General features: G+C 58.6%; 15 protein-coding genes and 2 pseudogenes. 7 read left to right on the forward strand and 10 right to left on the reverse strand.

Going from position 1 to position 19,731, the window contains the following annotated elements; all coding sequences use genetic code 11:
• Positions 1-274 precede the first annotated feature (274 nt).
• Complete coding sequence (locus tag AB3L03_RS12320) at positions 275-1,372, forward strand: Xaa-Pro peptidase family protein (RefSeq protein WP_240543899.1); 1,098 nt, start codon at positions 275-277, stop codon at positions 1,370-1,372.
• On the opposite strand, the gene AB3L03_RS12325 is transcribed toward AB3L03_RS12320, so the two are convergent.
• Positions 1,300-2,109, reverse strand: a complete 810-nt coding sequence (locus AB3L03_RS12325) for a UTRA domain-containing protein (protein WP_368509042.1) — start codon at positions 2,107-2,109, stop codon at positions 1,300-1,302. The two genes, AB3L03_RS12320 and AB3L03_RS12325, sit on opposite strands and share 73 nt — an antisense overlap.
• Before the next feature lie 394 nt (positions 2,110-2,503).
• On the opposite strand from AB3L03_RS12325, the gene AB3L03_RS12330 reads away from it, so the two are divergent.
• The 6 genes and pseudogenes from AB3L03_RS12330 to AB3L03_RS12355 all read left to right on the forward strand — a co-directional run bounded on the left by AB3L03_RS12330 (position 2,504) and on the right by AB3L03_RS12355 (position 6,808).
• Positions 2,504-3,232, forward strand: coding sequence for an ABC transporter permease (locus tag AB3L03_RS12330; protein ID WP_085348472.1), 729 nt, complete (start codon positions 2,504-2,506; stop codon positions 3,230-3,232).
• Positions 3,233-3,587: 355 nt separating this feature from the next.
• Positions 3,588-3,854 carry a hypothetical protein gene (locus AB3L03_RS12335; RefSeq protein WP_368508679.1) on the forward strand — a complete coding sequence of 89 codons (267 nt, stop codon included), beginning with the start codon at positions 3,588-3,590 and terminating at the stop codon, positions 3,852-3,854.
• A 64-nt stretch (positions 3,855-3,918) separates the two neighbouring features.
• Positions 3,919-4,134, forward strand: a complete 216-nt coding sequence (locus tag AB3L03_RS12340; RefSeq protein WP_085348469.1) for a hypothetical protein — start codon at positions 3,919-3,921, stop codon at positions 4,132-4,134.
• A pseudogene (locus AB3L03_RS12345) lies at positions 4,131-4,610 on the forward strand (ATP-binding cassette domain-containing protein); the annotation flags it as partial. The gene AB3L03_RS12340 and the pseudogene AB3L03_RS12345, both read left to right, overlap by 4 nt.
• Before the next feature lie 381 nt (positions 4,611-4,991).
• Entirely contained in the window at positions 4,992-5,210 is a 219-nt protein-coding gene (locus AB3L03_RS12350) for a TOBE domain-containing protein (RefSeq protein ID WP_240543904.1), read from the forward strand.
• A 383-nt stretch (positions 5,211-5,593) separates the two neighbouring features.
• Positions 5,594-6,808, forward strand: a complete 1,215-nt coding sequence (locus tag AB3L03_RS12355; protein WP_368509043.1) for a M20/M25/M40 family metallo-hydrolase — start codon at positions 5,594-5,596, stop codon at positions 6,806-6,808.
• A 55-nt stretch (positions 6,809-6,863) separates the two neighbouring features.
• Here AB3L03_RS12355 and AB3L03_RS12360 read toward each other — a convergent pair whose 3' ends face one another.
• From AB3L03_RS12360 to AB3L03_RS12400, 9 genes and pseudogenes are all read right to left on the reverse strand, one after another.
• Positions 6,864-7,952, reverse strand: a complete 1,089-nt coding sequence (locus tag AB3L03_RS12360) for an ABC transporter ATP-binding protein (RefSeq protein ID WP_085348465.1) — start codon at positions 7,950-7,952, stop codon at positions 6,864-6,866.
• Between the two features lie 11 nt (positions 7,953-7,963).
• The gene (locus tag AB3L03_RS12365) at positions 7,964-8,764 is read right to left on the reverse strand and encodes an ABC transporter permease (protein ID WP_368508680.1); all 801 of its coding nucleotides are present in this window, start codon (positions 8,762-8,764) and stop codon (positions 7,964-7,966) included.
• Complete coding sequence (locus AB3L03_RS12370) at positions 8,754-9,578, reverse strand: ABC transporter permease (RefSeq protein ID WP_158091497.1); 825 nt, start codon at positions 9,576-9,578, stop codon at positions 8,754-8,756. Before AB3L03_RS12370 ends, AB3L03_RS12365 begins: the two co-directional genes overlap by 11 nt.
• Positions 9,579-9,719: 141 nt before the next feature.
• A complete protein-coding gene (locus AB3L03_RS12375; RefSeq protein WP_368508681.1) occupies positions 9,720-10,832 on the reverse strand; it encodes an extracellular solute-binding protein in 1,113 nt (370 codons plus the stop codon).
• A gap of 1,037 nt (positions 10,833-11,869) precedes the next feature.
• Positions 11,870-13,133: pseudogene (locus AB3L03_RS12380) on the reverse strand (Glu/Leu/Phe/Val dehydrogenase).
• 421 nt (positions 13,134-13,554) lie between these two features.
• On the reverse strand, positions 13,555-14,736 hold the full coding sequence (locus AB3L03_RS12385; RefSeq protein WP_368508682.1) for a M20 family metallopeptidase: 1,182 nt from the start codon (positions 14,734-14,736) through the stop codon (positions 13,555-13,557).
• 454 nt (positions 14,737-15,190) lie between these two features.
• A complete protein-coding gene (locus AB3L03_RS12390; RefSeq protein WP_368508683.1) occupies positions 15,191-15,805 on the reverse strand; it encodes a hypothetical protein in 615 nt (204 codons plus the stop codon).
• 753 nt (positions 15,806-16,558) lie between these two features.
• Positions 16,559-17,755, reverse strand: a complete 1,197-nt coding sequence (locus AB3L03_RS12395; RefSeq protein ID WP_368508684.1) for a M20 aminoacylase family protein — start codon at positions 17,753-17,755, stop codon at positions 16,559-16,561.
• Between the two features lie 543 nt (positions 17,756-18,298).
• Positions 18,299-19,726: an FAD-binding oxidoreductase gene (locus tag AB3L03_RS12400; protein WP_368508685.1), complete on the reverse strand. Its 1,428-nt coding sequence runs from the start codon at positions 19,724-19,726 to the stop codon at positions 18,299-18,301.
• Positions 19,727-19,731 lie beyond the last annotated feature (5 nt).

Below are 19,731 nucleotides of genomic sequence, written 5' to 3' on the forward strand. Positions count from 1 at the left end.
GCTAGGTCGCATGCAACACGGTTGGCCGGCGTACAGCTGGCAACGATGCGCGGCGAACCTGTCGATCCATTGAGCCCGCTTCCGGTTGAAGCTCATGCCGCTTTCCGCCCCGCCCGACAGTGTCTTATGAATGGCCGTTCGGACACGATCGGCTATGATGTCTTTGTAGAAAAGGAGCTATGTCATGAGGCCGACTGGAGACGGAACTCCATTTGCAAAGGAGGAATTTGCGCGTCGCTTGGCGTCAGTCAAGCAGGAGATGGAACGCCGAGAGATGGATACGCTGCTCATCAGCGAGCCATCAAACATCTATTATCTCACAGGATACGAGGCTTACTCCTATTACGTGTTTCAAATGCTGGTTGTCCATCGCGAGCTTGATGAACCCGTCTGGATTGGCCGGTTCATGGATGCGGTGTCCGCTCGGCGAATGACGCATCTTCCAGAGACGGCCATACACCCCTATACCGACGAATATGTGCAATCGTCAGAACGGGATCCAGTCGATTTCCTCGTCGCAAAACTCAGAGAGATTTGCCCGACCCTGAAAGCTATCGGCACTGAGACGGGCTCATTCTACTACACGGCAAGGGCACATACCAAGCTGCTTGGCTCCCTCCCGAACGTGCGCTTCGTTGATGCCGAACTCCTGATCAATTGGATCCGCATTCGCAAAAGCCCAGCCGAGCTCGCGATCATGCGGGAGGCTGGCAAGATTTCAAGCGCGATGATTGCCGATGCTATCGAGGCGGCAAAGCCTGGCATGCGCGAGTGCGATCTGGCGTCAGTGATCTACCAGCGCATGATCGCCGGCACGCCGGAATACGGCGGTGTTCTACCGTCGAGCCCGACCTATTTGCTGACGGGCTCACGATCAGGCGAACCGCATGCGCCCTGGTCGGATCGTCTAATTGGCACAAACGTTCCCGTGAATGTGGAGACCTCTGGGTGCCGCCGACGCTATCACGCCCCTATTAGTCGCACGATATTCCTTGGCTCGCCACCGGACTCGTACCTGCGGCTCTCCAACGCTGTGGTCGAAGGTATCGAAGCAGCATTGGCGGAGGTGAAACCTGGCGTCACTTGCGCGGATATAGAACGCACCTGGCAAGCGACGATTGCCCGGCACGGCTTCCACAAGGAAGCCAGACTTGGTTACTCGATAGGAATTGGTTTCTCGCCGACTTGGGGGGAACGGACCGCCAGTCTCCGCAGTACTGATCTCACTGTTCTAGAACCAGGCATGGCGTTTCACATGATGCCAGGACTATGGCTCGGCGACAACGGGGTCACCATTACTCAATCGTTCATTGTGACTGAAACTGGCCGGGAGGACTTGACAACGTTCCCGAGACAATTGGTCATAAAATAGAACGCCTTCAATGAAAGCTGCACATCTAGGCGGAGGCGGTTCTCGCCGCCGCCGTGGAGCACGATTTGCTGCGAGGTCGCCGTACACTTGTCGGGCGAGGCTTTGTCCGGCATCCTTGCACTGCTCTCAGCATTCCCGTCGGCGCGTTCGCCCAAGCCATAAGGGGACCAAGTCTTAGATGGCGAGGTCCGGAGCATTCGCTGCCTACAGGCATTTGCGAGCCATCGCGAACGCCACAAGCCACGGCTGTAACGGCCCTCGCGACAGTGAGCGGATAGACGGGCCGGGACAGCGTTTGGGGCGGCGCGGCGCTTCAAGGGGCATCGCGGGCCCGCTCGACGGCGACGATCCGGACACCATTGTCGGGCGTACGGATATCCCTCTTCTTCCACACCCTCACTCGCGAGCCTGACGAAAGCTCTCAAATGGCCTCTATTCGGCACGGCTCGTAAAGTATAAGTGAATCGGTCCGCGCGCGTCACGTTCTGCCCTGCCAAAATCGGCCGGCCGTCCGCGGCGCTAGGAAAGTAGCGCACGACTAGCAGTGGATAACCCGACACCACATCCAGGACCTGCTCCTGAGCTTCCGTCGCGGTCGTAGCCTCTATTTGATATCTCGTGTGGTCGACGATGATCCCGTATTGCGGCAGGAGGGGGATGATGAATCCGCCCTGCAAATGTTCCTTCAGCTTATCAGCCAGAACCCTCGGCACCCAAAGCGTATCGAGCCCTACCACCTTGCCGTCTGCGAGCAGTAAGCGCTCCAAGCGATAGAGTGACGCATGAGACTAAACGAGGCCCTTGAGGAACACCTCGTCCGTAGGAGGTATGACTGAGATGCCTCGATCGTAGAGGCTAGCCTTGATGCCGGAGGCACGCGTATCCTCGTCGAGGGCCGAAAGCTTGCCTCCATCTATCGCACGAACGATCCGCTTGTCGTCAGCCACAAAAACGCCGAGGCCCTGGCGGCCAGTCAACAGCCCTTCAAGCGTAAGATCGCGAATGGCCCGCCTGGAGGGCTTCAAGAAGGTCGACTGGGAGAAAGTCGCGAAATCGCGCAGCCTGTGGTCCGAGGAATTCAACAAGGCGATGCGCTGAGATCGTCTAACTTGAAGCAAGGTTAGACACTTCATGAGCCGGCGGGCGTCCACCTTGCTAATGGTTGTTCCGATGATTTTGGTTATCGGCCTCTTCCTGGTCATCCCCTTGATGGGACTTCTGGAGGTCAGCTTCAAGGCCACGGGCACCGCCTTTCCGTCGCTGGAGCACTATGATCGTGCCCTGCTCGACCCGTTTTATTTGCGGATCTTTGCGGAGACGATCGGCTACGGGCTACTCTGCACGGTCATCAGCATCTTTCTCGGCTTTCCTGTCGGCTATGCCATGGGCCGCATGAGCCCCAATAAGCGGCGCTGGTACGTCATCCTGGTCATATTACCACTCACACTCAGCCTCATCGTCATCGTGTTCGGCTGGCTGGTGCTGCTGGGGCGCAACGGCGTTGTCAACTCGCTGCTGCTGACGTTCGCTCTCATCGACACACCCAAGGCGCTCCTCTTCAACGGACCCGCGGTCGTCGTCGTCCTGGTCATGCAGTTCCTGCCGTTCATGATCTTGTCCATCATGAGCGTCGTCATTCAGATCGATCCGGCACTGGAGCTCGCATCGGCCAATTTGAAGGCGACGCGATGGGTCACGCTGCGCCGGGTGGTCTTGCCGCTGTCCGTGCCGGGAATTGTCGCGGGCTCGAGTCTCGTCTTCACGGCCAGCGTGTCCGCCTTCGTGACGCCGAGATTGATCGGCGGACAGCGTATGCAGATGATCGGCAGCATCATCTACGACCAGATTCGACTTACCTGAACTGGGGCTTCGGCTCGGCCCTCGCGTTCATTCTGCTGGCACTGACAGTCGTGGTGACGGCGGCATCAAGGATCCGGATCAAGCGGGAGCAAGACGCGAGGTCGGCCCATGCATAAATCGTTGGGCGACTAGCTCCTGACGGCCGGTGGCTTCGTCGTGCGAGCCGCCGTCTATTTCGGGCTGCTGGCGCCGGTGGTCATCGTGATCGCCTCGTCCCTGACGGCCGGCCGGGTGCTTCGTTTTCCTCCGGATGGATTGTCGCTTCGCTGGTACTACGCCGCGGTGACGGATGATGTCTTTATGAACGCGTTCTGGGTAAGCACCAGGTTGGCGACGATCGCAACGATCATTTCGCTTGTCATCGGCTTGGCCGGCTCATTCGCCCTCGCCCGTCGCGACATCCCAAGGCAAGACGCTTCTCCTGGGCGTCGCACTCTCGCCGCTAGTGGCTCCGATGGTCGTGATCGGCCTCGGTCTGCTGCAGGCGCTGGTCTGGCTCCGTCTCAACCAGAGTATACTCGGGTTGGTCCTCGGTCACGTGCTGATCACGCTCGCCTACGTCGTACGAGCGCTACTTGCCGGCCTCGTTCATTTCGACCAGAACTCGAATTCGCCGCCATGAACCTCAGGCATCACCGCTGCGCGTCCTGAGTCGGATCACGCTGCCGATCCTCGCCCCGACGGTGATGTCGGCTGCGGTCTTCGCCTTCGTAACGTCGTTCGGAAACATCAGCCTGTCGATCTTGCTCGGCAAGGGCGGACAGACAACCCTTCCGGTCCAGATCTTTACCTATGTCGAGCAGAGCTTCGAGCCCATCATCGCGGCGGTGTCCTCGCTCGTTGTGTTTGGAACCGTCGGGCTTCTCCTCGTCGTCGAGTGGTTGTTCGGCAAGACCGTATGACCCATATCCACGCCACGGCACGCAACGCGCAAGAGACCACCTTGACCCAGAACACGCCCTCGATCGTCGAGATCCGGAATTTGCGCAAGGAATTCGGCAACGCGGTGGCAGTCGACGACCTGACGCTCTCGGTTCGGACGGGCGAGGTCCTTTGCCTCCTCGGGCCCTCGGGCTGCGGCAAGACCACTACGCTGCGGATGATCGCCGGCTTCATGGAGCCGGAGGCGGGATGGATCCTTATTAACGGCCGCGAAGCCACGGGCCTGCCCCCTATCGCCGCGACACCGGCATGGTCTTTCAAAGCTACGCGCTATTTCCGCATATGACCGTCGAACAGAACGTCGCTTTCGGGTTGGTCAACATCAACGTTCCGCAAGGAGCGCGACGCACGCGTGGCGGAGATGCTCGAGCTGGTCGAATTGTCCCATCTCGCAAAGCGATACCCGAGGCAATTGTCCGGCGGCCAGCAACAACGTGTCGCCCTGGCGCGCGCCCTCGCCATACGGCCCGCCGTCCTGCTTCTGGACGAACCGTTCTCGAACCTCGATACGCAATTGCGGGTTCGTCTGCGCGACGAGTTGAAGCGCCTCATCGTCAAGATCGACGTCACGACCGTACTCGTGACCCATGATCAGGAAGAGGCGATCGTGTTTTCCGACCGCATCGCGGTCATGAACGCGGGCCGGTTGGCCCAGTTGGGAACCCCGTCGGAGATCTTTGAAAAGCCCGCGAGCGCGTTCGTGGCGAATTTCGTCGGAGAATGCACGCTCATCGAAGGGCAGATTGAGAACGACATTTTTACGTCGAAGCGAGGGCTCTCCCTACCTGTTCCGGGCAAAAGCGGCGGAGCCACGCTGATGATCAGGCCCGAGCATGTGAGCATCGGTGACGGTGGCGGCAGCATACGGGCCCGTGTGGCGAGTGCCGTCTTTACGGGCGGTGTGACCCGGCTGGTCCTCTCAATGTTCGGGGAGGAGCTGCTCATGCAGTCGTTCTTCCGACATTCCAAGGTCCCTGTGCAGGGCGATGAGGTGAACGTGTGGATCGACACGTCCTGCCTTCACAGACTTGACTAAAGGCAAGAGCGAAATGGCATCCAAGGTGAACAAAACCAAACGGCAGGCATTGCTCGCGAAAATCGAGGAGGATCGCGAGGCGATCGCCAAATTCGTGAGAGACCTCGTCAGGGCAAAATCGCCGAACCCTCCCGGCGACACGCGCTCCTCCATGCAGTGCGTCCGTGACTTCCTCGACGCACGGGACGTCCCCTACCGCATGGAAAACCGTGACGAAACGATGCCAAATCTCGTCGGGACGACGACCTTCGGCCGGCATGACAAGCACCTCGTCCTTAATGGGCATATTGACGTGTTTCCGGTGCCCGATCCGGGGCAATGGAGCATTGATCCCTGGGCGGCGCAGGAGCGCGACGGCGCGATTTACGCGCGGCGTGGCCGACATGAAGGTCGGAACGGTGGCATCGATCGTCACGTACACTTACGCGCGTTCGATGGCCGACGGGCAGCTCGATGGACGCCTGACCCTGGCCGTCGTCTCCGACGAAGAAACGTTCGGGCCCAATGGCACCCGTCACCTCTTCGACGTCTGCCCGGAGGAGATCACAGGAACCGCCGTCCTCGTCGGCGAGCCGAGCAGCCGCCATACGGTGCGCCTCGGTGAGAAGGGGATGTTGTGGCTGCGTTTCAAGGTTGAAACGCACGGCGGACATGGCGCCTACGTACACATGGGCCCGAGTGCGGTGGATCAGGCCTCGACCGTCATTGCAGATCTACGCAAGTTTGCGGAATTCGACTTCCAGGAGCCGCCCAGCATCGTCGCGGCCTTGATCGAGGCCGGGGAAACATACGACCGCGCTTTCGGCCGGGGGGCTTCCGAGAACGCGCGACGCGTGACGATGAACGTGGGTCGGATCAATGCCGGCACCAACGTCAACATGATCGCTTCCCAATGCACGTTCGAAGTCGACTTTCGTCTCCCGATGGGCGTGGTCATCAAGGATGCGTTGGATCACATTGAAAAGCTCCGCGAAACGCACTGCTTCAGCTACGACATCATGATGTCCAGCGAGCCAAACTGGACTGAACCCAACCATGAGTTCGTCGAAATTGTTGCAAAAAACGCCGAAACGATCGCCGGGGCACCGCCGCAGCTTATACCGGGGCTTGGCAGCACCGATGCGCGGCTGTGGCGCAACCGCGGGATCCCCGCCGTTGTCTACGGTCCGGCCCCGCGCGGAATGGGTGCAACCGATGAACATGTTCCCGTCGAGGAGATATTCGACGTCGTCCGCTGCCATCTCCTTTCAGCGTTCGACTATCTCTCAACGAACGACAAACAGAGTCGTGATCACACCCACTTGCAGTCCGACTCTCCGCGTCGCGATAGGATGGCTGCCGAGTGGCATCCAAATCGAGGCGGACGAGCCCGTTGCTTGGCCCGAGCAAGATCGACTCGCGATTGCCGTTGGGTTCCAGACCACATCCGCGGATCGGTTAACCCCATGGTCCCGAAGGCTCACACAGCTTCTCAGGAACACGCCACACTGAAGGTCCACTTCTATCGACCTTTGGCTCGTGGAGCTCTTATGAGCACCAGCATATTTCATCAGGCCCTGGGACACCTCGTTGAGCAGTCGGAAGGAGCGCGCGCTTGAGAGCCCTTCCCAGGCTCCTGTTCCAGAATGGGCGCGAGTCGTTCAAGCCGCCCTCTTATGCGTCCCCAATTAGGCGCAAGTTGTCCGTGCTGATAGCAATGTCAAGCACGTCTCCGTGCTGCGGATGACGTCCAAAGGGAAAACGCTCCTGCATTATGAGTTGTTCTCCATTGACATCAAGTACAACGCGTGTTGCGCCTCCCAGATAGTGAGAATGGAGGACGCGCGCCTGCTGCCTTTGGCCGGCAGCGCCATCGGCCGACAACTTAAGTTGTTCCGGCCGGATCACCACTGTAGCAGGGCCAGCACTCCACTTCCCGATGATGCGAAGGCCAGCAGTCGACGTGAAAGCGCCCGCATCGTCGACCGTCCCCTTCAGCAGCGAACACCAGCCGATGAACTTGGCGACGAATGGCGTGGCGGGCGTTTCGTAGATTTCGCCGGGCGTTCCAATCTGCTCAACCTTCCCGGCATTCATGACGACAATCCGATCCGACATTGTCAACGCCTCCTCTTGGTCGTGAGTTACGAACAAGGTGGTAACGTTGACAGATCTGACTACCTCCTGGAGTTCTTCCCGCATTCGAACTCGTAGCTGCGCGTCCAAATTCGAGAATGGTTCGTCGAGCAGGAGCACCGCCGGTTTAATTGCTAGCGCGCGAGCTAAAGCGATGCGTTGCTGTTGACCGCCCGATAACTGGCTCGGCAGGCGTTGAGCGAAATGAGGTAACTCGACAAGTTCGAGCATTTCTTCAACACGCTTGTCGCGCTTCTCACGCGGCCACCTCAGATTCTCCAGACCAAACGCCACGTTTTCAGCAACCGTCATATGCGGAAAAAGCGCGTAACTCTGGAACACCATGCCGGTATCGCGTCGATAAGGCGGTTGATGCGTCATATCGATGTTGTTAATGTGTATACTGCCGGAGGATGGCTCCACAAATCCCGCGACCATGCGAAGAGTCGTCGTTTTGCCGCACCCCGATGGGCCAAGCAGGCAGAGAAGTTCCCCTCGCCGAGCCTTGAGCGAAATGTCTGCTACCGCAGCCGCATCGCCGTAGAGCTTGGAAACAGAGCGCAATTCCACGACAAAGTCGTTGCTTTCGGACACGGCGTCTTCTTTTCCTTCCGACAAGGCGAGCATCTCTCCTCCGACTACGCGACCCGGTCGGCGCCGATCAAGCGCTCGATCACCAGGATAATGACTAGTGTTATCACGATCATTAGGCTGGATACCGCGGCAACCAGCGGGTCATAGCTGGTGTCGACGTAGGTGAATATCTGTACTGGTAAGGTGACGTGGCCACCGTAAGTCAAGAATGCGGAAACTGTAACGTTTCCGAATGATGTAACGAAGGCAAAGATCGCAGCCGACAAAAGGCCAGGCAGGATGAGAGGCAGAGTGATGCGCCGAATGACCTTCAAAGGCGAGGCGCGTAGATTCATCGCTGCCTCCTCGAGTACGCGATTATGCAAGCTTAGACTCGCAAGGATGGTGCGCATCACGTAGGGGATGGCAAGTACCAGATGGCCTAGCAGCAAGGGATATATCGTTTGGGTAAGGTTCAACTTGGCGAAGAGCTGCAACAGACCGATCCCGAGCACGACTGCCGGAACAATCAGGGGTGAGAAGGCGAGCGCTTGCAGGAACCCTTTGCCAGGAAATGCGAAACGATTAATTGCAAATGCGGCAGCAAAGCCGATCGCTAGTGCCATCGTGGAAACAAGCACGGCAATGTACGTGCTCGTCCAGAGCGCAGTCATAAACAATTCGTTCTGCCACGCCTCTCGGTACCAGCGCATGGAAAAGCCGGTCGGCGGAAAATTCAACGAGTCACCGCTGGTAAATGAACAAACAATCACCAGAAGTGCTGGCAGCGCAAGCATCGTGTACACGATCGCGCGGACGGCCGCCCCGGACGCCGCCATTGCCCGGTCGATAAGATCAACGCGCATAGCGCCCTCCTTTCGTAACCACACGAGACGCAGCGAGGGCATTCAGCGCCGCTGTGACCCCAAGTCCGCTCACGAGCAGAATGAACGCCATTGCCGCGCCGGAGGGCCAATTCAGTTCTGCCATGATGCGCTCATAGATGAGGCTACCGAGCATCGCGACGCGGTTTCCGCCGATAAGCCGGGGAGTAATGAACGCCGAGATCGAGAGCACGAAAACGAGGTTAAAGCCGGCAAATATGCCCGGAAGCGCGAGCGGAATGACAACTTTGCGGAAGGTCGCCAATCGGTTGGCGCGTAGATTGGCGGCGGCGTGCTCAAGCACTGGATCTATTTGAGTGACCACACTCATGACGGACAAGATCATGAATGGAAGGAATTGTTGCACCAGGACAGTTATCACCGCTGGCCGGCTAAACAGAAGCTGCTTCGGCGAAGAAGCAATGCCGGAACTTAAGAGGAGTGCGTTGATCACTCCATTACGTCCAAGAATGATCAACCACCCAAATACAATGACCACAAGGCTAAGCGTTAGCGGCATGATGACGATAATGATGCGCCACCGCCTTGCCAGAGGCGAAAGCCGCGCAAGCGAGTACCCGGTGGGGAATCCAATTGCCAAGCAAACCAGGCTGACGATAATCCCGTCGACAAACGTTTCGAATAGCACCGAAGAGTAATAGGAGTCGGAAAAGAAGCGGATATATTGCTTCAGACTAAAGCCGCTTCCATCGAGAAGGTGACTCTCAGACAGAAAACTGGCCCTCAGCAATCCGAACGTGGGCACGATCAAGAATATCACGAGCAGCAAGATCATTGGGGCTAGCAGGAGCGCAGGGGTGAGGACCCGGCGACTGGCAAGAGGCTCCTCCATATCAAACCCTTCGGGATTGGTAACAACTATTCATGACGCCGCGGTATCGACGAACCCCGGAAACATCACAGCGATACCGGCCAGCTACCTTCGGATGATCTTGTTCAGCTCCTCGGTCCAAGCACTGCGGTTCGCTATAAGTTTCTCCCAATCAACTTTCTTTTTCAAAGCAATGCGTGCCTGCGAATTGAACAACAGGTCCTGGCGAAGCTCTTCTGGCAGAGCAACGTCGGTTGTTACTCCGTACCGGAGCGCCCGAGGTACACCGAGGACGCCCTCATCGGACAACAACTGCTCGGCATAGGCGTATGCGGCTTCAGGGTATTTAATACCCTTGACCACGTTGATGTAGGTGGTGACCGAGTAAACTCCCTTAGGCGGCACAACAGTGACAATGGGAAGGCCCTTGGTCCTCAGTTCGTGAGCGCGACCATCCCAGAATATGCCAGCATACACCTCTTCGTTTTGAAACATCTGGATCTCGGCGACATTTGTCTGCGCGAGTGCGACGATATTTGTCTTCGCGGCGCTCATCACTTTGAACGCAGGCTCTACGTTTTCGATCGAGCCGCCATTTTCGTCGGCCAAGCCCAGAAGGGTCAGAAGGCTGCCGTATGTGGCGGAAGCCATAACAACCGCGCGCCCCAGCAGATCAGGTCGCGCAATATCCGAGTAGGAAGCAATCGGCTGCTTGATGTACTTTGAATTGTAGACTGGAATAACCGAAGCGACGCTGAATGGCACTCCGAATTGCCCGAATTCGCGAAAGTCCGGGAGAATCCGTTTGACGTTCGGGACCTCCGACGCTCTGATCTCCTCGATCATGCCCGCCTTGGTGAGTTCGACCATGTTCGGGCTATCACCCATAAACAGGTCATAAGGCGGATTGTCTCTATTGGCGATCAGTTTGACAAAGTCGGCTGATGTCGTGCCGGCAATGAATTGAACCTTGAGCCCGTATCTCTCCTCAAGGGGCGCGGTCACGCTCTTTTTGAGGGCTTCGTCGTAAAGCCCGCCATATCCGTTTACGCGCAACGTGATGCCGGAAAATTTCTTCGACTCAGCGTGGACGTAGGGCGCAGCTAGCGCCCCGGCTGTGGCCGTAGCTGCCACTTGCAGGAATGTTCGCCTCTTTATCATGTCCAACCTCATCCGTTTCAGCTCAAGCGAAATCGACTGTTCTGCTTGCTCGTCCAAGGAGCGACACGTTCGGGGAGCCGCGGACGGCCCTGAGTAGGTTGCAATTCCGGGGCGCGTACGGCTGCCCAACGATCGCGCCGAACCTGGTCCCGCTCGTTCGCCGACCAGCACGTCTCCTCGCCACGACCGGCAAAGCAACGTCGAATTTCCTGGGCAGCTCGACCGAAAACACCCTGGTCGGATGATCGGCGGCGACCCTCTGGGCACCGTTTCGGCGACTGTGCAACCTTCCGCCCTTCGCCAATCCTCAAAACGCACGCAATTCCCGCTCGTCACGGAATACTACGGACTTCCCGGACGAGTATTCAGCAATGACGAGCTTGTGGCGGCTGAAATCCTGCGTCCAACGGCCAGATACAGCGTCTTTACGTTATTGTAGGGGGCAACCGAGCCGTGATCCCATTCCGTACATCGTGCGATGGTCCTTTCGACCGTCATCCGAAGCTCGATTTCGAAGAAGGTTGGGGTGTTCGTTCGATATCTGCCAAGTAGCCAGTATCGCTCTGTTTCAGATCGAGCGCCCTGGTCGTTCTCGCCCTGCGAAGGCCTTCAACGCGGCGCAGGTTGCTGCGGAACGGCCCCAATTGCGTGCTCTTGGACAGCAGCAATTGAGGGCTACCGTCGGCGGGTTTCCGCGATCACGCCAAATGTCCTGGCTCGCTTTCCCAGGCCAGTCGGGTAGTGACAATAGAAGGGTCCGGCCCAGCAAAGCGTCACCGCGAGCGGAAGCGAAACGGTCGCGACTTCCGCAGAGTGATCGGCGAAGTCGGCGTAGGCAGACCGTAATGCTCGGGTACGATCAGATCAGCCGAGCGTTCACCAAGACAACGCACTCAGCGCCAATTTCCGTTTCGAGGCCCGACTGTGTTGGTCGACTAGTTCGTGCCGAGACGTCCGACACACGCCTCGGCGGGAAAAGGCAGTTTTCATACGGATATCCGTTTGGGCACCACGATCTGCTGGCTCATGATTGCGTTTTGCCCTGCAGTTCTTCGATGACCTATCAAGCTCGTCCGTTCCAAAGGACAACGTGATCAGGGAAAGAGACCTCTGGTTCGCTTTGCTCCTTGCACCACGTCAATTCCGATGGCGGTTGCTGCCATTCGATTCGAGATCCGATCGCGTTTCGCGCGCGCTATGGTTTGCTGGAACGAGCGTTCGAGGATCCGGTACAGACGATCGAATACCTCCGCCTGCTCCCAGAACAGTCGCTGGAGGTCCTGCACCCATTCGAAATAGCTGACGATGACTCCCCCCGAATTGCAAAGGATATCGGGCAAAACGAAAATCTCGTCGCCTCGTGTGTGCAGGATTGCATCGGCCTCAGGCGTGGTTGGACCATTTGCTCCTTCGGCTAGAACTCGGCACTTGAGCTGTCCGGCATTCCGGCCCGTAATGACCTGCTCGATTGCAGCCGGTATGAGGACATCGCACTTCTGAATGAGCAACTCCGAGGGGCAATGAGGCTCTGAGAGGAAAAGCCGGCCAGGTGGCCATGCTCGGAAGTATGGCTGTGTAGGGCGGCAAGGTCGAGACCGCCGGGATCAAAGTATGCCGCCGTGTGATCGCTAACGCCGATGATCTTTAGACCTCTTTCAGCCAGGGCATAGGCTGCTATGGCCCCAACGTTGCCAAACCCTTGCACAATGGCCGTTGCCCCATCGGCGCGAATGCCGAGAATTTCAAGCACGCGACCGACCAGATAGGCTACGCCGCGTCCTGTTGCCTCGCGGCGACCGAGTGTACCTCCAGCCGATACGGGCTTTCCGGTGACGATCTCGTTGACGGTCTGCCCCTGATACATCGAATAGGTATCCATAAACCACGCCATGACTTGCTCGATAGTGCCCATATCAGGGGCCATGACATCGGTATGCGGACCGACGAAAGGGATCATCTCCTGCATATACCGTCGCGATAGAGCTTCCAATTCGCGCGGCGACAACGCATAAGGATCAACGGTAATCCCCCCTTTTGCTCCGCCATAGGGAAGGCCCGCTAACGCGCATTTCCAGCTCATCCAAACGGCTAGAGCGGCGACCTCGCCGATGTCCACGGAGGGCGCGAATCGCGTTCCACCCTTGGTCGGCCCGAGCGTCAGGTGATGTTGGACCCGGTAGCCCTGAAAGACCTCTGTACGGCCATCGTCCCTGTGAATGGGCACGATACGGCGATTGCGCGCTTCGGGTAGAGTAGTCGATCTCTGTCCATTTCCGGTATTTGCAGGTGATCGGCAACATGCACGAATTGCTGCTTGGCCATTTCGAATACGGGGCCGGCATAGATCGAGCTGTTCATGGGCACTCTCAAAGAGGATCCGGCATGACGCCGATGGATATCTCAGGTGGCGATAGGAAAAGCGGCCGCCCCATAAAGGGGAGGCCAGTACCTCCGCCGCGAGGACGACAACGAACGTGTTCGGAAGGTGTAAGGTCGTGTCGCCTCGCGCAGGGCCGAGTTGCGGCCACGAAGCAGCTTCAGACGTCATTCCAGAGCTTGAGCGCCCTCACAAGGCTGAAGCCGTAAGCACCTCAACTTCATTTCGTGTTGGTAGGCCAGCAGACTTCGATGAAGACGAGGACGGAGCCGCTCCTCCATGCACCGGTGAGTCGGGCGATAAGTCGGCAGATCAGGCATGGGGTGCCCTCGCATGCGGCATGGGTAAATCGGCGCTCTTCAACCGGAAGACGTCTTGCCTCGGCATTCGTTGCGACCGATCTCAGGTATTCAGCAAATCAAGAATGTATTTGACGGCAAGTTCCGTCGCCGGAATGATGAGCTCATCCGAGGCTCCGAAAGTCGGCGTATGTACGGGCGATCCGTTGACCGCCGAGCGGCTACCGAACCAAAAATAGATCGAAGGTACGCACGCCGAGTAGAACCCGAAATCGTCGCTACCTGTGACCTCCTTGCTGGCATTGAAGCCATCAGGGCCGGCCGTGTCATGAACGATTTGGCGGAAGCGCCTCACCATCTCCGCATCGTTGACGACAGGGGGTTCACCCGAGCGGATGACGCACTCCGCTTGGCCACGGTGCATCGCCGCGGCGCCTTCGGCCACTTCCCGCACGCGCTGGCACAGCTGCCCCCTACGTTCTGGGCTGCGAGTTCTGATCGTCCCTTCCATAACGACGGAAGGGCAGATGATATTGGTCGCCTCGCCGCCGTGAATGGTACCGATTGTGACCACCGCCCCGTCATCGGGTGGCATTTCGCGCGAGACTACTTTTTGTACCTCGTTCACGAAGGCAGCGGCGATTGCGATCGCGTCGACGCCCTTATGGGGCGCCGCGCCATGGGCCATCTTACCCGTAATGATAAGTCTGAACTGATCGGCCGACTTGGTTACAGCACCCTCGCGCGCGCCAAACTTGCCAGCGGGAATCTCGGGAGCGACGTGAAAGCCGACGGCGTGGTCGAAGCCTTCCAGCAGGTTCTCATCCTGCACAGTGCGTCCACCCAGCGGCTCGGCCTCCTCGGCCGGCTGGAAGAAGACGCGCACTTTACCTGCGAAGTTGTCGCGCATTCGATGGAATGCGAGTGCAGCCCCGAGCGCGATCGAGCCGTGCATGTCATGGCCGCAGGCATGCATAACATCCTTGACCTGTGATTGATAAGGGAGGTCATCGCGCGTCTCCTGGATCGGCAGTGCGTCGATATCGCCGCGTACCGCGATCGAGCGCTTTGGGCCGGAGGCCGTGCCTTCAATATCGATGTAGAGGCCGGTCGTGTGGAAAGTATTGGTCTGGTTGAGACCAAATTGCTGGAGCACGCTCCGAATCCGCTCCTGTGTTTTCCATTCGGCATTTGAGAGTTCAGGCTCACGATGCATCGCATGCCTTAACTCGATCACTGCATCACGCTCGGACTCCGATAGAAAGCTGTTGGTGCGCGCTCTCATCCGTCTACTCTCTTATTCGCACTTTCGGGCCCGTAAGTTCTCAGAAGAAAAATCTAGCGCGTTGCAACGAAGGAAATCGACCAGTTTTAGCTCGGTCGCGCATGTTTCGGCCGATCTCGCCAGGTTTCACGTTGAATTTCGCTAGGCAAGCTGCCGAACCGGCTATGCAACCCCGCCGAGCAATCCGGACAGATCATCTCTGGGCGCATACTGGCGAAAACTCTTTTGAGCGCAGCGCTTCTTTGGGGTTGAGGTCGCATCGGTTGCAAGGCAAAGATGTATACGAGTGGCAGTCTCGCAATATGCAAAGCTTAGCGCTCCCGCAAGGACCGCAGGTATATCAAAGGGCGTGTTTTTCCACGGAGACCGCGAGAGACTATGACGTGCGATCTGTATGGCTTATTCCGAATAGCATCAAGGGCGACCGTAGAGACTGTTCAAGGCAGCTACGGCCTCAAGGAACGGACGCCATCATCTGCCGGCAGAGACCAACGACGTCGTAGACGGGCAGCCTCGCAACACGACGAATTGCCGGAGCAACGATCGGGAATGCAGCACATTCGAATAGAATGACCGCGATCTGCGGGTGCGCGTCGCGAAGTCGGGCGACGCAACTGGCCACATCCGCCTCAATGGCAGCCACATCGGTTGCCGGCGCCGGACGCTTTAGCTCGTCGTGCCAAAACTTGCCGCCTTCAATGCCACCAATCACGACTCTTGCCCGCTCGTTCGGGTCGTCAAGTCCAAGCAGGTCTTCGCTGCAACACTTGGAGTCGTAGGTTAGAACAGCAAGCTTGGCCAGCGGCGGCAACTGCCGAAGCAAAGCTGGCAGCAACAGCAGGCTAGACATCCCCACAGGAACATTTACCGAGGCCGCGACCGCGGCCTGGTGACGGATAGAGAAGCCGCAAGTCGAACTGATCGCGACGGCACCCCGCTCCACCAGACGCCGCGCGGCCGCGATGAAAGCCGGCTCGAGCAAAGGATCCCCGCGTACGACGTTCTCAACCCATGCCCCCTCGACCGTTTCGTAGACCACGGGAAAGTCGAAGCTGGCTGGATTCAGCATCGAGCCACACGGCGGAGTCGGTGGCGTCGCGCCGGGTGGCACCCCGCGCTCGAGCTTGAGAATTCCCAATGCATGTGGAGTGTCTGCTGTCATGGCTTAAGCTTAACCCGGTTCCGCCGCAAATTCCCACCTCAGAGTCCGGCCTTGCAGCCGAAATTCTGCGAAAACGCGTCCAGCGCGAACCGTCCCTGCGAGTAGGGGCACTCCGTCTCAATCGAGCGGCCGTTGAAACGCTTGGCTTGTGGATCGGATCAAATTGATCAGGCTATCGGCGCAAGCGTGAGAACCAGCCCACCCCTCCTCATCATGAGCCGAAATGGCCACAGCTCTTCGGGCGATTAGGTCGCATCCAGATCGTGCCATTTTTTAGGTGGGGACGCGCTTTTTCGCCCGGACTTTCTTTCGCTCAGACTCTACTATTTCACATACCTCCGAGATGTTTACACCCGGCGGATCGATTGGTAGTAGCCACCAGCAGAGAGCATCAGCATCAAATTGCGCTTTTCGAGCGAGCCGAATTCTGCCGCGTACTGTCCTTGCAAGACGGCGGATGTCGATCCAAATCGACATAAGACAACGAGCCTCCCGTTCCGAGTACCTGTCTCACCATACTGACGCTTGGCTGTGGCCAGATTCATGTGATCGATGCGGCGCGAAATACGAGTCCAAGCGAGCTATTTTCGTGGAAAGGCGCTGCCTCTCTCTTTCTGTGCCGTAGCATCAATCGCGGTGCGACAACGTCCGCATTGACCACTAGGCTGTTCGCGCTCCTAACCACCGCCGCGACAATTCTACCCAGTATGTCGATCCCAACGAGAGTATCTCGTCATTGAAATCGTAACTGGTATTGTGAAGAGCGCAGGGACCCGGCCCGTGGCCCTCCTCACGGTGCTCCCCGTCCCCGGCCCCCACAAATGCGAAGGCACCAGGGCGCGCCTGTAGCATGTATGCGAAATCCTCGGAGCCCATTGTCGGTACAACGTCCGTGTCCACTCTCGCCTCGTCAACAATCGATTTCATTACTTCCCCCGCAAAGTGTGTTTCAGCCGACGTGTTCACCGTGGGCGGATAGCGTTTAATTGTGAGTTCCGCCCTACATTCATATGCCGCGGAAACATTTTGGACGATCGTCTGCATCCTGGACTCGATGAGATCCAATGTCTTCTCGTCGAAAGCTCTTATGGTGCCGGCAAGTTTGGCTGTATCTGGGACGATGTTTCTCGCCTCGCCCCCATTGAACTGAGTGACAGATAATACTGCTGCATCCATTGGATTCTTGTTGCGGGTGATGATGCCCTGGAGCGCCGTGACGATTTGTGAACCCGTCAAGATGGGATCCTTTCCATCATGCGGAAACGCAGCGTGCGCGCCAACCCCGATGATCCGAATGTCAAAATTGGTGCATCCCGCCAAAATCGGACCAGACCTAATGCCGAAGCTGTTTACAGGCAGGCCTGGCCAATTATGCAAACCGAAGACTGCGTCGACCGGAAACTGTCTGAAGATACCCTCATCCACCATCACCTTCGCGCCCGAGCCATTTTCCTCCGCCGGGGAGAAGATGAATACGATTGTGCCATCGAGATCTCGAGTACGTGCCAAATGGCGAGCAGCGCCCAACAACATCGCCATGTGCCCGTCATGACCGCAGGCATGCATCTTTCCGGGATACTGCGACCGATGCGCGAACCCGTTGAGTTCCTGCATCGGCAGGGCATCCATGTCCGCGCGCAATCCAATCGAGCGCTTCCCGTCACCAACGCGCAGCACGCCGACCACACCCGTGCGACCGAGGCCACGGTGCACCTCGATGCCATATTCTTTCAACGTCGTGGCAATGAGATCCGACGTTTCGGTCTCCTCGAAAGCCAACTCCGGATGAGCATGGAACCAGCGTCGCAATGCCCTCGTCTCTCCTTCGGCGGCCTTTATCTCTGGGATGGTTCGCATTGTGAGGCTCCGGTGGAAGTATCTGCGCTAGTCGCCTGACAGGCATTGTTTTCATTTACGACGTTCAACTTCGAGCAGCGGTCGGGGCGCGCGCTGAATTCGGCTGAGAAACAGCTCTGTTGACGTGGACCAGTAGCGAAGTCATGGCTAAATGTAGCGAACGCCGAAAGACTGATTTGTGCGATAAATCGCATGCCGGCGCTCTAATCCAGCCTCAAGGCGCACCTCTTGGGCGGATTTCTGCCAAGCATGGCTGACCAGGCGATCGGATGATCGCTGCACAGTAGTCATGGGCGAAGTGAAGCCGCAGGACCGAGACTGTGCGCGTCCTATCTTCAATTCCTCATGCTCTCGGGCTTTGCCTTACTGCGGCGATCATTACACTTCCGCTGAGAACAGCGAATGCAGCCATGTTTCGTTATGGGCAGCGGCAACTCGAGATCCTGTCCGCAGCTATTCTTCGATTCCAGACCGCAACGCCACGACCAGACCGACGACTGTCGCTGCGGTCGAACGAGTGCCCGGCTCGACGAGACAGGAGGTTCACAGCACTTTTCCCGGGTTCATGATTCCGAGCGGATCGAGCATCGCCTTGAGCTGTCGCATCAGCTCGATCGCGGTCTTGTCCTTCACGTCGGGCAGCTTGTCGCGCTTGAGTACGCCAATGCCGTGCTCGGCCGAGATCGCGCCGCCCACGCGCAGCACGATCTCGAACACAACCGCGTTCATCTCGTGCCAGCGCGCCAGATAGTCCGCGGTGTTGGCGCCGATCGGCTGGCTGACATTGTAGTGCAGATTGCCGTCGCCGAGATGGCCGAACGGCACCGGCCGCGCGCCGGGGATCAGCTTGACCACGGCTTCATTGGCCTCGGCGATGAAGGTGGGCACGGTGGCCACCGGCACCGAGATGTCGTGCTTGATCGAACCGCCCGCCGGCTTCTGCGCCGACGACATCTCGTCGCGCGGTCTCCAGAAGCCGGCGCGCTGGGTGAGGTTGGCCGCGATCACCGCGTCGTCGACGATCTCGTCCTCCATGGCGCGGCCGAGGATGGTTTCCAGCGGCGTGCGGGCGTCATCGCCGGGCGAAGACAATTCCATCAGCACGTACCAGTCATGCTTTTGCGCGAGCGGATCGCGCACGTCGATGCCGTGGCGGATCGAGAAATCGACCGCCATCTCCGAGAGCAGCTCGAAGCTCGTCAGCGCATTGGCGGCCTCGCTTTGCGCGATCGCCAGCAGCTTCAGCGCGGCGTCCGGCGACTTCAGCCCGACGAAGGCGGTCTCGATCGACCGCGGCTTCGGAAACAGCTTCAGCGTCGCCGCCGTGATGATGCCGAGCGTGCCTTCGGCGCCGATGAACAGGTTGTGCAGATTGTAGCCGGTGTTGTCCTTCTTCAGCTTCGACAGCACGTTGAGCACGCGACCGTCCGCCAGCACCACCTCGAGCCCCAGCGCCATCTCGCGCGCGACGCCATAGGCCAGCGCGGCCGTGCCGCCGGCATTGGTCGAGAGATTGCCGCCGATGGTGCAGCTGCCTTCTGCGCCGAGGGAGAGCGGAAACAGCCGGTCCACGTCCGCGGCCTTCTGTTGCGCGATCTGCAGCACCACGCCGGCCTCGCAGGTCATAGTGTTGGAGGCGGTGTCGATCTCGCGGATCTTGTCGAGCCGGCGCAGCGACACCACCACCTCGCCATTGTGCGGGGTCTGGCCGCCGACGAGCCCGGTGTTGCCGCCCTGTGGCACCAGCGCGATCTTGTGCTCGGAGGCGAGCTTGCAGATTGCGGCGACTTCCGCGGTCGAGCCCGGGCGCAGCACCAGCGGCGAGCGGCCGTGGAATAGATTGCGCTCTTCGGTGACGTAGGCCTCGATGTCGGCTACATCGGTGATGGCGTGCCTCTCGCCGACGATCTTGCGGAATTTCCCGATCAACTCTGGCAGAAGCGGCGCTGCTGGAGTCCTGCTGATAGTCACGACCG

The organism is Bradyrhizobium lupini (assembly GCF_040939785.1).
Classification (GTDB): Bacteria; Pseudomonadota; Alphaproteobacteria; order Rhizobiales; family Xanthobacteraceae; genus Bradyrhizobium; species Bradyrhizobium canariense_D.